Below are 14,601 nucleotides of genomic sequence, written 5' to 3' on the forward strand. Positions count from 1 at the left end.
GTTAATTATGGATTAAGTTACCTGAGCAAAAGAGATTGTTTCGGTTTTAACAATAAACCAAGGCGGATAAACAGCAAGCGACCCGGATTTTAGAAGAACGGCAGAAAAAATATGGACACTTTAAATAAAGCCTGGAGGAACTGGGAATACTTTCTTACATAAATCAGGCAAGTATCAGGAACCAAGAAAAGTAGCGTAACAACTCGCTTTAAAAGACACCTAAAATAAAACTATTCTTATTACAAAGCAACAACTTAAAAAGAAAAATTCAATTTTGTCTTTAAGAAATGATTAAGTCTTAACAATTAAACAAGCACTAAAAAGCAGCGATGTTACAAATAGATCAGGGCTAAAAACAACGTATCGGAAATAACAAACCTTAATTTTTTAAATTTTTTTATTGCTTCTCGCTTATTTCAGGCAACATTTAATTGTTGTCAGTTGCTGTAACCAGATAAAGTAACCGGAACACGGCCTTAACTATTTGATGGCTGCTTTAGATTAGCTAAGGGCTTTAAATTTAAAAAAAACCTGAAATGATTGCATTGGAAATCTTAACCCGCATTCTGTGATGCTTTGTACTAAAAGTACCCGTAGAACGTTAAACGTTGGCCTTTTTATAGTGAGTTTAGCCGGAGAAAGCATAATCTTTAATTTTTTGCCACGGTCCGCCTAAATATTCCCATAAACTTAAACCAAGCCCGGTAATGTTAAAACCTTGAAAAGTAGAACGTAATTTTTCGTAAACAAGTAGGGCTTCGGCGGGGCTTACTTTGTTTTGAACCGTAATATGCGGACGAAACTTTTGGCGATCCTGGGGAATTAACCATGCTTGCCATTGTTGTTGTAAGTATTCTTGTAACTGCACCAACTCTTTACTTTGCAACTGAAAAGCTACCCCGCGGCCTAGCTTCAGAAGGCCCGTTACTTCTACTGGAAAAACCGCGTGCTGAGCCGCTACTTGCTCTAAAACGCGGGTTATTACATCGGTAGCGGGTAAATGATGAAATAAGGTAATATGCGCATCCAGGTAATTGAGTTGCGCTGGAAAATACTGCTTTCGTAAATCATTGAAATAGGTAAAGGCCGGCTCCTGAATTTGCAATGTAAGAATGCGGGGCGTTTGGTTGTTCATAATTCTTTTTACGAGAGGCTCTTGATTAAGATAAAGCTTTAAGTACCCTCAGCTGATTTAAAAAAGCTTCTATTATCCATTCAGCACTATTACTTTTTATTTTTACAGCCCAGGCTTACTTCCGTGTTTTCTTACCAGAACCGGCAAGTTAATAGGCTTTAAGGGCATATTCCAAAGTAGCTTAAGAGATTAAAAAACAAAGCGTTTACAGTAAAATTTAAAAAAATGCTCTTGTGCGGCGGTATTACAGTAATAAAGGCAGAAAGTCTGGCGTTATATTTAGCATGAAGGCACGGTAGGCTCAGGCCTAAATCACCAGGAAATTACCGGAATGCATTTACTAAATTAAAACCGGAGTTGCTGCTACCGGCAGGGTTATCTGAAATATAGTACCGTGCGGTTCCGCTGGTTTTATGACTAATTTACCCGCTAAAATGCTTAAGCGTTCCTGAATGCCGCGCATGCCAAAGCCTTGTTTCGGGGTAGCAATGGCTGAACTTACTGGCATGCCTTTGCCATTGTCTTCGATAATAATTCTTATCTGCTGTTCTTCCCGCCCAATAACAATATTCGCCTGGTGGGCACCGGAATGCTTCACAATATTATTCAAACTTTCCTGCACGATGCGGTAAACATTTATTTCTTGTTCCTGCAGAAGAATTCCGTCGATCAGATCAGCCTGTACCCGGATAGCAATGCCACTCGCTTCCGAAACTTCTTCGGCTAAACCGTGGATGGATTGGGTTAAGCCCAGCAGATCCAATTGAAAAGGCCGTAAGCCGTACGAAATTCCGCGAATCTCGCCAATTGTATGCGCCACGGTTTGCAGTAAGTCATGGGCATAAAGCGCTACTTTATCGGGCTTATCTATTTGTTTTTGCAGCAGCAATAAGCGGTTCTTTATTAAAATTAAACTTTGGCCCACACTATCATGCAACTCGGCGGCAATGCGTTTTCGTTCGTGCTCCTGCGATTGAATAAGCTCTTGGGAAAAAGTGGTTGCTTGTTGCATGGCCTGGGCTTGTACTTGTTCTTTTTCCTGCTTGTACATATTAAACTTGCTCGTGAGCGCGTACGAGAGTACCACAGCCTCGATAAAGTTGCCTAATTGCAGGCTGCTTTCGGTAAAAATGGTATCCGGAAGAAGATTATTATCTTTGGCGATGTAAATAATAATACCCGCACCAAAAGCTGCTAAACCTAAGGTATAATAAAGGGCTGGTTTAAAACCTTGGCGGTAAATAAGAATACCGGCCGAGTAGACATACAGGTAAATCGGAATAAAAGTGAGCAGCATGGTAGTAAAGGCCCAGACGTAAAAGCCCAACAGGTTGAGCAATAGAACCAAAAATAAGCAAGCTACCATTATCCAGCGCCACCGGTAGAGCCAAGGTAAATTTTGCTGCACCTGCAAGATGGCGTTGGTAAACAACAAAGAAAACAAGATGGCCAACCCCAGAAAAACTCGGGTATTTACCTGCCACAGCAAGGGTTCCGGCCACCATTCGTGCAAGTAACCCCGGATACAAGCTATTTCGGCCGCTACCGAAAAAATAAAAAGAACATAATATAGATAAGCTTTATCCCGCAAAGAAAAATAAACGAATAAGTTGTACATCATTAAGGCGAACAGCAAACCAAAGTAGATGCCATTTACAACATCGGCCCGGTGGTTGGCTTCGTAAAGAACCGGCATGGTAGCTATTTGGAGCGGAAACCGCAAAATACTTCGGCTCCGGAACCGGATGTAAAACGTACGTTCCGTACCAGCAGCTACGTGCAGCGGCAAAATCAAACGATTGGTTTTCAGCAAACGGCTTTGAAAAGGCTGCCCAGCGCCGGCCCGTAATAATTCAAAACTGCCCGGCGCTTTTTGCCGGTATAAATCCACTGCGTACAAGTAAGAACTGCCAATTTCGAGGTACCATTTGGCTTCCTGGCTTTGATTGCGCACCCGGAAATACCCCCACACCACCGACGAAGACGGGCCATAAACCGGGGCTTCCTGTTGGCTTTTTACAAAAGTAGATTGCCGCTGTTGTACTTGTTCAAAAGTTAAATTGCCCGCTGGATCTTCGAGCAGGTAAATACTTCTTCCAATAGTATACTGGGCCGGGGTATCCTGTAAAATAGTCAGGGGTTCTGCCGCCCGGCAAGTAGGCGAACCTATAAACAAGGCAACGGTAAAACAAAGCACCATTCGTAAACAGGCAAATCGCAGCATAACGGAAATTTTATAAAATGCTATTCAGAATATTTGGCAAGTGCATTTCTTTAACTGCCCTTGGAACATCTGGCTTTTCAAACCAGAAATTATTCTACGAAACTTTAGAGCAACTACTTTTTTTTTAAATTAGCCTATCCCCTCCTATCAGCTAAATTTTTTTAAATATTATAAAATTAGAACATTTCCTTTTTATTAAATTTAAGCTATTGATTACCAATTAGTTAATTCATCAATTAATCTAGCAACAACTGTTTATTTTAGGCGGTTTTAATAAAATGAGCAGTACCACCCAGATAATTAAGTAGTAACACTTATTCCCTTCGGGCCTGGGGCCTATTACCTTTGTCTTACTAAACAACGATAAACATCCAGATATGATCAATAGGACAAATAAAGTAAAAAATTAGCTTACCCAACGCAATAATGATACAATCAACTAAACCTAACAATTATCAACCAACAAAACCTAAAACTTTATTTATTATGAAAAAATTTACTGTATTCCTGTTTTGCTTAGTAGCCTTATTTACTTTTTCGCAGGCGAAAGCCCAGACTCCCGTTAAAAATAAATATTTAAATGCGGGTATTGGCCTGGCCGCTTACACCGCCGGCGGTATTCCGATTGGCGCGTCTTTAGAAGTTGACTACAAAAATAATATTTCGGTGGGCGGTTTCGTGGATTATGCCAATTACGGGTATAAAGCCGCGGGTTATAAGTGGAATTATAACTTTCTGTATTTCGGTGCGCGGGGTTCTTACCACTTAGGAGAGTTAATGAAAGATTTAGATATTGACGATGCCAAATTCGATCCTTATGTAGGAGCCTCTTTAGGTATCCGGACTGCCTGGTACAGCGATAACGATGACTATGATGATTTTGACAGCCCCTACAATAGCGGTTTATTTTTAGGCGTACACGTGGGTAGCCGGTACATGTTCTCTGAAAAACTAGGTGCTTTTGGCGAAGTAGGTTACGGCGTTTCTGCTCTGAGACTAGGCATTACGGCTAAGTTCTAAGGCGAATGCTAATGACTAACCATTAACCAAAACCTTAAAGTCATCGAACTAACTTAATTAGTCAAAATAAAACTATAATTTTTTATCAATCCCTAAAAACCCATTAATCAATCCAAAACCATGAAAAATTTATTAAATTTAAAATTAGTTGCTTTACTTCTTTCCATTGGCCTATTCACTACTTCTTGTAAAGAAGATGATGATCCGGGAACACCAACCCCCATCGGCAACACCGAATACAACGGTCAGAAATATACCATTAAAAATGGCTACTATGCGGTAGGAGACGGTATTAAATTATACGGCAACGCCAACACCCATCACCTGGATTTCTTGTTTATCACCGATGGTACCCCCCAGTTTTCGAACGACGGAGATATTACCAGCATGAAAGATGGAAAAATTGCGATTCTGGGAGCCACTATTTCACCGGATGGCGCCAGCTTTAAGCCCGGAACTTTTGAATACACCAACATGGCCGCGGATGTTAATTTAACGCCGGCCCAAGTTGAAGCCAAATACAAAAACAAAGCTTTCTTCTATGAATCTATTGTTCGGATGGATACCGATGGCGATAATAACTGGGAAGAAGAAGCTGACATGAAAATTGTAGGCGGCACCATTAAAGTTACGGGAGCTTTACCGGTAATTAACACCGAATACAACCTAACCCTGGACAATGGTAAAACGATTAAAGGCAGCTACGGCGGTACTTTTAATAAGCTAAATCTTGATTTAAGTGAAGAAGGAGAATAAGTAATATCTTTTAGGGCAAAGTTTCTGAATTAAATGCCCTATCTCTAACTGGTCTAATCAGAAATACGTACAATTAATCTATCCATTGTTGCCCTGTTTGCCTTTAAAAAGCAAACAGGGCATTTTTTTAAATTTTTAAGTGGTTTAAGCTAAATGTAAGAGGAATTTTTTAGGTCTGGCTACTTTTGGAACTTGTTCTTTATAGCTTTTTTTAATATTTCCCTGGTTATAGGCCTTGGTGCTTACAGCAAACCAGAAAATTGCCAATTTGGTAGCACCTAAGCCCGAAATATGCTAAAGGTTACAAAGAAGGATGCTGGTTACTAGTTCGGTTACATTTAGTTGCCAACCGCAGCCTGCTATTCTTACCTACTATCATAAAGTTATTTTACAAAGCCTAACGTACCCGCATTCTACTACAAAGACAGTATTATCTATTAGAAAAATAAAGCCAATCCAGGTTAAATAAATTTTGCTGCTCTTGGCCCGAATTAGTAAACGTGATATACCAATCGTACTTACCTGGCGTATTAGGTTGCAGCGGTGCCGTTATCTCCTGCCATTTTGGAGTAGTAGAACTTTTGGCGGGTACTTGAGCGCTACAAACCAGGGGACCATTGGGGCTATTCTGGTGAACTTGAATCTGGCCGCCGGCACCTACGGGCTGCACCCGGAAGATGATGTTTTTTACTTGGCTTACATCCAGTTGATTAAATTTTACAAAGCTTTGGGGATTAATGGCCGTGGCGTAGGTTAAAAATTCGGTAGTAACGGTACCAAGTTTTACATTGCCTCCGTCGTAATCTTCTACCTGCAGCAAAGGATTACGCAACACCACGTAATCCCGGGTAGTGATGGGTTCGATGGTGTTGGCTCCCTGGTCGGTGTACTGAGCCGTTAATAAGTAAGAACCTTCTTTACCCTGACCCAGGTGTTGCTGTAACGGCAAGGTGCCTGTTACAGGTAAATTTTTAAATTTTTCGTTTAAAGACAAGATGTACGATACAATTTCTTTGGCATCCCCCGGCGCTAAATCCGGGTGCGCCGACATGGATCGTTTTCCCCAGTTGCCGCTACCGCCTTTAATAATTTTTTGTACTAATTTAGTGGTAACATCGGGCTGGCCCCCGTACCGGGCCGCCACCGCGGTATAAGCCGGCCCCACCGAAACTTGATCCAGGGAATGACATGCTTTGCAATCGAGACTGGTTAATAGGTATTGCCCTTTTGGATGTTGTAAATTGGTGGCAGTAGGCGAACCGGTTAGAGCAACGGCCACATCTTTTCCCTGGGGCATAAAATTCCAGGTTATCTTCACCTTATCCGGAGCAATAACTTTGTCTTCTAAATCCGTTACCTGTACTTGGTAGTCAAATACATTATTGTCCCAGTAAAAACTGCGGTTCGCCTTTGTGTTAATCGTAACAACGGGCGGCGCATTGCCGGCTTTTATCTGCACTACCGATGTATTACTCTCGCCGTGATTATCCTGTACATTTAAGGATACTCCGTAGGTACCGGCTTTCTGGAAAGTATAGGTAATTTGTTTTCCATTCAATTTCTTTCCTTCTATTTCCCAGCTATAAACTAAAGAGTCGGTCGCATCAAAATCTTTAGAGCCAGCTGCCGAAAGCGTAACCGGAAAAGGAACGGCTCCATTTACCTGGTTTACCTGAATATGCGCCACCGGCTTGCGGTTACCTTCGGCGTACTCTACCCGGATTAACCGGGCATCGTTGTTTTTAGCAAACCAATTCGTGCCGTACTCCAGAATATAAATAGCTCCATCCGGGGAGAACTGCATGTCGGTAGGCGCCGAAAAAGAGATATGATCCAGAAAAGGCTCCATGCGTAAGTAATTTTTATTTTCATCAAAAGTTACCGCCATTACCCAGCGCCTTACCCAATCGTAAATAAATAATTTGCCATTATAATAAGCGGGAAGCTTGTACTTAGCCTCCGGAAACAGATCGGCGTAGTAAACCGGGCCGGCTAATACCGATTGGCCGCCTTTGCCCACCAACGGAAATTTTTGCGAAGCTCCATCGCCGTACCAAATCATGGCGGGCTGAGCGGGCGGTAACTCCCGGAGACCGGTATTATTCGGAGATTGATTAAGCGGCTGGGCCGGATTGAAAACCGTAGACCGGAATTTTTTAGTAGCGTAGTCGTAGTACGGAAAAGCCTCGTTGTTTCCCAGAAAATAAGGCCAACCAAAAAAACCGGGTTGCCGGGCTTGGTTTACTTCATCAAAACTTAAAGTACCTTCCGAAGCCGGCACTTTGGTATCCGGGCCGATATCGCCCCAGTAAACAAAATTATTCTTGGGGTCCACGGAAAAGCGGTAGGGATTGCGGTGCCCCATGGTATAAATCTCGGGCCGGGTCTTGGGAGTGCCTTCCGGAAACAAGTTACCTTTCGGGATGGAATACGTACCGTCGGGCTCGGGTTTAATGCGCAGGATTTTGCCGCGCAAATCGTTGGTATTGGCCGAAGTAGCCTGATCGTCGGCTAGTTGCCGGCCGGGCCGCTCATCAATGGGAATGTAGCCTTCGGTTTCTTCAGCGTTCGTGTTATCACCGGTAGCTAAATACAGCAAACCACCCGGCCCAAATTGCAGGTAACCCGCCGAGTGGCAGCAATATTTCCGTTGCGTCGGAATTTCGAGTAATATTTTTTCCGAAGCCCGGTTAAGCGTTTCGTCGCGCATTTCCCACCGCGACAAACGGTTTACGGCTTTTTCGCCCGGGACGGCGTAGTACAAGTAAATCCAATGGTTTTTTTTAAAATCCGGGTCGGCGGCTACGCCCAGTAAGCCATCTTCAATGCCACTAAATACCTCCAGGTTAGCCAGCAGTTTTGTTTGGTTCGTAGCCGGATCGTACAACTTAACGGCTCCTTTCCGCTCGACAAAAAGTACCTGGTTGGCGGGTAACAAAGCCATTTGCATCGGCTCGTCCATGCCCTGGCTTAAAACCTGGTAAGTAAATCGGCTCGAATCAGGTACAGGTAAGGTAGTAGCCAGGCTAAAATCCGGTAGTTTTTTTTCGGAGTTAGTAATATGAAAGATTTTTTGAATTTCTTCCGAGGTAGGGTTAGCACTCACAACGAATGGCTTATTTATATCTTGTTCCAATTCCTGAACCAGGGGTAGCTGCTGCCATTCCGTTAACCAGGGCCATTGGGCAGTGGATAGGGCGGTATCTTTTACGGCTACCACTTCCCCACCCGCTTCCAGGTATCGTTTTAAAGAAGTAAGCTGGCGGTGATTGAACTGCGAAACGGACGAAAAGGGAATTACCAGGCGCTGAAAATTTTTTAATGAATCTTCGGATAAGTAGTTCTGATTAGACGCAGAAATAACGTGCCAGGATAAAGGCAATTCCATTTTTGGAGATTGTTCTGGTTTTAAAGAATTATCATAGATTAACATCCGGGGATGCTGTTGTGAATCTTTTTTCCAGCTAATGTTTGTTCTGGAGGAGCAGGCAATAGCCAATATGGCGAAAATGAAAAACAACAAATTTGAAAATAAGCGCATAAACAGGTAGATCAAAAAAGGCAATGGTTCAGGCGCATTGCCTTTCTAATTTAAAAATAATTTGTAACTATTAGGTACACTGTTTTCTTACCTCTCATCATTTGCCAGAGAATAATCTTAAATATTGACTCTGAAATAATAAAAGGAATATTTTAAAAATTTAACTTAGAATTACTTTTTAAAACAAAGATTCCGGTGATTGTTCTTTAGTTAACAATTGTTTGCTGAGCGAATGCCATCATAAAAAAATATTACTTCTAATTATTTGGGCCATTGGGTAGCAATGCCTTGGGCGCGAACCGTTTTCTGAAATTCCTGCAATAGATCTGGTTTTTCGCGCACGGCGCGGGGTATAACTTTTTTCTGTAACGCAAAAGCAGTTAATAATCCAACGGCTTCACCAATGCTCCATTCTACCGGGTGCAGCCGGTAACAGCCGTTCGTGATATGGGTGGTGCCGATGTTTTTGTTAGCCGGTAATAAATTTTCCATACGTTGGGGCAACAAGGCACCTAGCGGTATTTGAAACGGCAAAGAGGCAAAATCAATGTAATTATGGCCGCGGCTGCTGGGATGCAAATCAATGTGGTAATAACCAATACCTACACTGTCTTTAAAATCAGCGGCAAGGTTGTTTTCTTTTTGGCCGGTAATTAAGGCCCGGTTTTCAGCCCCCACGTGTTCTTCCAATACGGTAAAAACAGCTTTGATGCGCCGCGATTCCCGAATGTAGGGGTATTTGGCTAAACCATCCGGGGTGCTCAGCAAATCGCCGCGCAAGCGTAAACCGGGCCAGCCCTGCCCTCCATCGGGGCGCGGTGCCTCGGTTTGCAGCCAGTAAAAAAGGGATAAACTGAGTTGCTTGGCCCGTTGCACGTTTTTTTTTAATTCCGCCTCTCCAACTCCCACCAGGTTGCCCAAAAAATAATCGTTTTGCGGCCAGTTTAAGATGCTGCTGTCGCCGGCGTACGTGCCTGGTACAAAGTTATTTTTAAAAATTATGCGCCGGTAATTCCACAAGTTTAGCATTTGGCCGGTAGGTACTCCTTCCGGGTGAAAACCCAATGCTTTTGGTTTTAAAGTTTTCGGATCAGAATAATTTAAATCGAGTAAGCGACCACTCCAGGGTGGATTCATCGCGGGTTTAAAGTTGCGCCAGAATTCGTACTCGGCTGGCTTCTCAATCAGGTGGTTGCCATTGGGTACGTAGTCCATAGCCAGGCACATGGTAAATGCTTGCTGGTTCTCCGGGTCGGCTTTTTCCGGGGCGTGCAGTTCCCGGGTAACCCGGCGCGATTCGGTACCCGTCACAAATTCTGTTTTGGTTAAGGGCAGCAAATCGCCCAGTTCCGTAGCATCTACAAAATAAGGCGCCACTAGGGTGATATTTTTGCCTTGGCGAAGATCCTGCGCCTGCAAGGCTGTTACTTTATCTTGTGTTACCTCGGCCCCGCTGATTTTATGTTCTAACAATAGCGTTAATTTTTTGGAACTCAGGTAAGGCGCCAACAACTGGTGCAATACGGCCAAAGCTACCCGTGGTTCATGCGCCAGGCGCGAAACAGCTCCTTCGCCCGGATTTAAAAAAGGCTCGGCTTTCGCTTCGTGGGTTAAAGGGTAATGTTGTTTATAAAAATTACGGATAGCGGTTCTAAAATCGCGGTAAAGCTGGGTAGCGCCGTGCGTTTCAATCCAGGCGTGCTCGTCCGGCGGAACGCCCTGCTGGGTTAGCTGCCCACCCAGCCAATCGGTTTCTTCGGTCAGTATAACCGTTAAATGATTACGTAAAGCCGCCAAGGCCGCCGCACAACCACCTAAACCGCCACCCGCAATTACCACGTCCGCCCGTAGCTCCTGACCGTATACAGGATTTCCTTGGGCCGAAGTTGACAGCACTAATCCGTTGCTGGTTAAAATAGCCCCACTACCTAAGCTTAAAAACTCTAGAAAATCGCGCCGGTTCATGCTGGTTTATATTTGTTTTGAAGTCATAAAATAGTTTGTTTATGAAGGCACCTTCACCGGCATAAGCAGAATAGCGCGATTGGTAAGCAGTAATTTAATGTATTGTTCCTAGATCTGTTATCTAGTTTGCATTAACATTTTTAAAAACAAAATGCCTCCCGTTGAAGGTGGAGGCATTTTGTTTTACCGGTAATTAATGATTAATGAATTATACGGCTAGGTCTTGCATTTGCCAACTGGTTAGGCTTGCGAGGGTCCAAGAAATTTAAAAATTAAGCATCCCAGGTCATCATCTTTCCGCGATCTTCGTTTTTCAGACATTCGGCCAAGGTTTTTTTATCGTATTCTAATCCGTATTGTTTTAATACGTCGGCGGGTACGCCATCCCAGGCATTGGGCGTATTACCTTTGTACTCCATATCTTCGATGCCAATTTTGCTGGAGAAAAATCCGGTGGCGGTGAGATTACGCATTTGGTTAAAGAACGCAACCCCTTGGGCATTTTCTTTGGCTGCTTTTTCGGGGTAGGCAATTAAATCTACCAGTTGAATTTGTTGTTCTTTACTGACATCCCGAAAAGGCTTTTCAAACATTTTGGTAGATTTAATGTTCAGCCAGCGTAAACCGCCGCGTAGCGGGGTTTGGTAACTCGGCTGATCTTTAGCCATAAACTCGATAAATTCGGGCACTTTAGCATCGGTGGCACTCCCGGAACGGTCGTCGGCCGGAATAATGATATCGGCTAAAATTGCGATGGTCGCCATTTCTTCTTTTGTGAAAAATTGCTCTTTCATGAGTTTGGCGTCGCGCTCTTTTTCTTCGGGAGTACGGCCATAGCCTTCTTCTTTGGCGTCTTCTTTTACCTCGCTGGTACTTTTCTCGTCGCCTTTTTCACCGTAATTTTTATCGCAACCTACTAGCAGGGCGCTGGCACCTAACGACCCAATAGCCAGAACTTTCAGGGATTCTCTTCTGTCCATAATATTTTACTTTTTAAGCTATTACTAGCGATTAGATATTTTGCTTTTTGAGTTGGTCGATCATGAATTCGGAAGCCCGCATCGAGAGGGCCATAATCGTCCAGGTAGGGTTTTTATCGGCCTGCGATACAAATGGACCACCGTCTACCACAAATAAATTTTTCACTTCGTGGGCCTGGCAGTTTTTGTTCAGCGCCGATTTGCTCGGGTTGCTGCCCATGCGGGTAGTGCCTACTTCGTGAATAATCCGGCCGGGAGCGGCTAAGCCGTATTGCTCATCGGCGCCCGGTTTTTTACCGTTGGCAATCCCACCCATGGCGTGTATAATTTCCTCGAAAGTATCCTGCATGTGTTTGGCCTGGTTAATTTCCTGGTCGGTCCATTTATAAGTAAAGCGCAACACCGGAATACCGTATTTATCAACTACGTTCGGATCTATTTCGCATTTGTTATACTCGCGCGGTACGCTTTCGCCCCGACCGGAAAAACCCACGTTAGATCCGTAAAAGCGGCGGTAATCATCTTTCAGAGAAGCACCGTAACCTCCGGCGGCTTTGGTTTTGCCATCTTTGGTGGGATATTTACCGTTCATGTTTTCCATGCCAAAGCCAAAACCATAAGAAGGCATGCCCATACCGCCCCCTAGTTCAATGTGGTAACCTCTTGAAAAGTTAATTTTTTTATTGCCTTCGAGCCACCACGGAATATACAAGTGAGCGCCGCCTACGCCATCTTCGTTATAGCGCTTGCGGTCCATGAGCTTTGGAATAAACGCGCTGCGCGAGGCACCGGTAGAATCGTGCAGGTATTTACCAACCACGCCGCTGGAATTGGCTAAACCGTTGGGGTGCTGCGCGGATTTAGAGTTGAGTAAAAGCCGCGCGGATTCGCAGGCGCTGGCCGCCAACACTACAATTTTACCATTTACCTGGTATTCTTGCAGATCGGCTTTATCCGTGTACAAAACTCCGGTAGCCTGGCCGTTTTTATCCGTAAGTACTTCGCGGGCCATGGCACCCACGTATAAATCAACGTTACCGGTTTTGCGGGCGGGCTTCACCAACACGGTGGAGGCGGCAAAGTCGGCGTGCACCGAGCAACCCCGGCCGCACTGCGAACAAAAGAAACAAGCGCCGCGGTCTTTATTTACCGGCCGGGTTAACATCGATAAACGCGATGGAATAACCGGAATACCCACGCTATTGGCTGCTTTTTTAATCATTAACTCGTGCAAGCGGGGTTTAGGAGGCGGTAAGAAATAGCCATCCGGATCGTTCGGCAAGTTTTCGTTGGTACCAAACACCCCTACCATTTTATCTACCCGGTCGTAGTACGGTTTTAAATCTTCGTAACTAATCGGCCAGTCGTCGCTTAAGCCATCAATACTGCCCCGTTTAAAATCATGCGGCCCGAAACGTAAAGAAATCCGGCCCCAGTGGTTGGTGCGGCCCCCAATCATCCGCGACCGGAACCAGTCAAACTCGGTGTCGCCGTCGCGGGTATACGGTTCGCCGTCAATTTCCCAACCGCCGTACGCCCCATCAAAATCGCCGAAAGCCCGGGTGGTACCGGCGCCCCGCCGCGGCGACTGGTAAGGCCATTTTAATTGGGTTTGTTGCTCCGGGTTAGCCGGGTCGTAATCCGGGCCAGCCTCCAGCAAAGCTACTTTAAGACCTGCTTCGGTGAGGGTTTTAGCGGCCATACCGCCCCCCGCGCCCGAACCTACAATAACGACATCGTATAATTCGCCTTTCTTTTTAATCTGAAATGCCATAAGGTGGGTTAATATTAGTGGAACAAAATATCTGGTTTTAATTTTTAATAGCAGCAAAAACGATCTGCGTTTATATTTTATCGGGTATGCCGCAACTAAAACAGGTTCTTATTTTCGGAGTATAATGTAAATATATTCTCTGGATTTTCAACTTGCCGGCACCCGATTCTCTGGATTATTTTCGTAAAAGATTATTTCAAACAATTTCTCTCTTGTTTTGTAGTACACGAATTGTTGCCGGTAACATCCAGAATAAAACCTCTAACTTAGCAGTTTTATTTTGTTTACCAATCGCGGACGCATTAAAATAAAAGGCTCTCTTCATAAAAATTTAAAAAAGTGTTTCATTCATTATTAAAAGAAGAGCTATAAAAAGCGTAGTAGTTTAAAGCGGTAAAAGTGTAATTTGGGGCAATTAATAACAGCAATAAGTAATATGACATACTGTTTAGGCATAAAAGTTAAAGAGGGCTTAGTGGCGTTGGCCGATACCCGTATTACCGCCGGAACAAATACCACCGTTAAGAAAAAATTTTTTACCTACCAGAAAGACAATAGTTCCTTATTTATTATGACCAGCGGCCTGCGGTCGGTGCGCGACAAAGCGGTTCATTATTTTCAGGAACTGCTCGAAGAAGGCGCTACTTACAATAAACTGTTTAAGGCGGTAAATGCGTTTGGCGAGCAAATTAAAAGAGTAGCCGAGGAAGACCGCGCAGCATTAGAAAGCGCCGGTTTTAAGTTTAACTTAAACACCATTGTGGGCGGTCAGCTAGCCGACGATACCGAGCATAAATTATTTTTATTATACGCCGAAGGCAACTGGGTGGAACTAGATGAAGGCGCACCGTACGTAATTATTGGGAACTCGGGGCAGGGAAAAGCAATTCTGAACCGGGTCCTGAACTCGGATTGCACCATGAAGCAATCTTTAAAGGCGGGTTTTCTTTCGTTTGATTCTACGCGGGTAAGCAACAACGACGTCGATTTCCCGATAGATGTAATTTTATACAAAAAGGACAGCTTTCAGCTAGGCCAGTACCGGTACGAGCAAAAAGAGCTGAGTGCTATTTCGGAGCTTTGGGCCGAGAAATTAAAAACCGCGTTGGATAACATTCCGGAAGAATGGATGGATTCGGCATTTGACCAGCTTCCGGCTACTACCAAATAAAAATTTTAAAAATCAGTTCTACCTCCATTCTCCAG

General features: G+C 44.1%; 9 protein-coding genes. 3 read left to right on the forward strand and 6 right to left on the reverse strand.

The genetic code is table 11. The features are described from left to right. Positions 1–628: 628 nt before the first annotated feature. Complete coding sequence (locus tag AHMF7616_RS09685; RefSeq protein ID WP_115372709.1) at positions 629–1,135, reverse strand: 2'-5' RNA ligase family protein; 507 nt, start codon at positions 1,133–1,135, stop codon at positions 629–631. Positions 1,136–1,475: 340 nt separating this feature from the next. Continuing rightward, the gene (locus AHMF7616_RS09690; protein ID WP_115372710.1) at positions 1,476–3,359 is read right to left on the reverse strand and encodes a sensor histidine kinase; all 1,884 of its coding nucleotides are present in this window, start codon (positions 3,357–3,359) and stop codon (positions 1,476–1,478) included. Between the two features lie 486 nt (positions 3,360–3,845). On the opposite strand from AHMF7616_RS09690, the gene AHMF7616_RS09695 reads away from it, so the two are divergent. Both AHMF7616_RS09695 and AHMF7616_RS09700 read left to right on the forward strand, forming a co-directional pair. Continuing rightward, a complete protein-coding gene (locus AHMF7616_RS09695; protein ID WP_158546129.1) occupies positions 3,846–4,379 on the forward strand; it encodes an outer membrane beta-barrel protein in 534 nt (177 codons plus the stop codon). A gap of 120 nt (positions 4,380–4,499) precedes the next feature. Further along, entirely contained in the window at positions 4,500–5,135 is a 636-nt protein-coding gene (locus AHMF7616_RS09700) for a hypothetical protein (RefSeq protein WP_115372712.1), read from the forward strand. A gap of 430 nt (positions 5,136–5,565) precedes the next feature. Here AHMF7616_RS09700 and AHMF7616_RS09705 read toward each other — a convergent pair whose 3' ends face one another. The 4 genes from AHMF7616_RS09705 to AHMF7616_RS09720 form a co-directional block, all read right to left on the reverse strand. Then, positions 5,566–8,523 (reverse strand): PQQ-dependent sugar dehydrogenase, encoded by a 2,958-nt coding sequence (locus tag AHMF7616_RS09705; RefSeq protein WP_158546130.1) that lies wholly within the window; start codon positions 8,521–8,523, stop codon positions 5,566–5,568. Between the two features lie 414 nt (positions 8,524–8,937). Beyond that, entirely contained in the window at positions 8,938–10,641 is a 1,704-nt protein-coding gene (locus tag AHMF7616_RS09710; protein ID WP_115372714.1) for an FAD-dependent oxidoreductase, read from the reverse strand. A gap of 272 nt (positions 10,642–10,913) precedes the next feature. Beyond that, entirely contained in the window at positions 10,914–11,621 is a 708-nt protein-coding gene (locus AHMF7616_RS09715; RefSeq protein WP_115372715.1) for a gluconate 2-dehydrogenase subunit 3 family protein, read from the reverse strand. 31 nt (positions 11,622–11,652) lie between these two features. After that, positions 11,653–13,395: a GMC family oxidoreductase gene (locus AHMF7616_RS09720; RefSeq protein ID WP_115372716.1), complete on the reverse strand. Its 1,743-nt coding sequence runs from the start codon at positions 13,393–13,395 to the stop codon at positions 11,653–11,655. 436 nt (positions 13,396–13,831) lie between these two features. On the opposite strand from AHMF7616_RS09720, the gene AHMF7616_RS09725 reads away from it, so the two are divergent. Next, positions 13,832–14,566, forward strand: a complete 735-nt coding sequence (locus AHMF7616_RS09725; RefSeq protein ID WP_115372717.1) for a proteasome-type protease — start codon at positions 13,832–13,834, stop codon at positions 14,564–14,566. The last annotated feature ends 35 nt before the right edge of the window (positions 14,567–14,601 follow it).

Origin of the sequence: Adhaeribacter pallidiroseus, from assembly GCF_003340495.1 — a bacterium.
GTDB classification, from domain to species: Bacteria; Bacteroidota; Bacteroidia; order Cytophagales; family Hymenobacteraceae; genus Adhaeribacter; species Adhaeribacter pallidiroseus.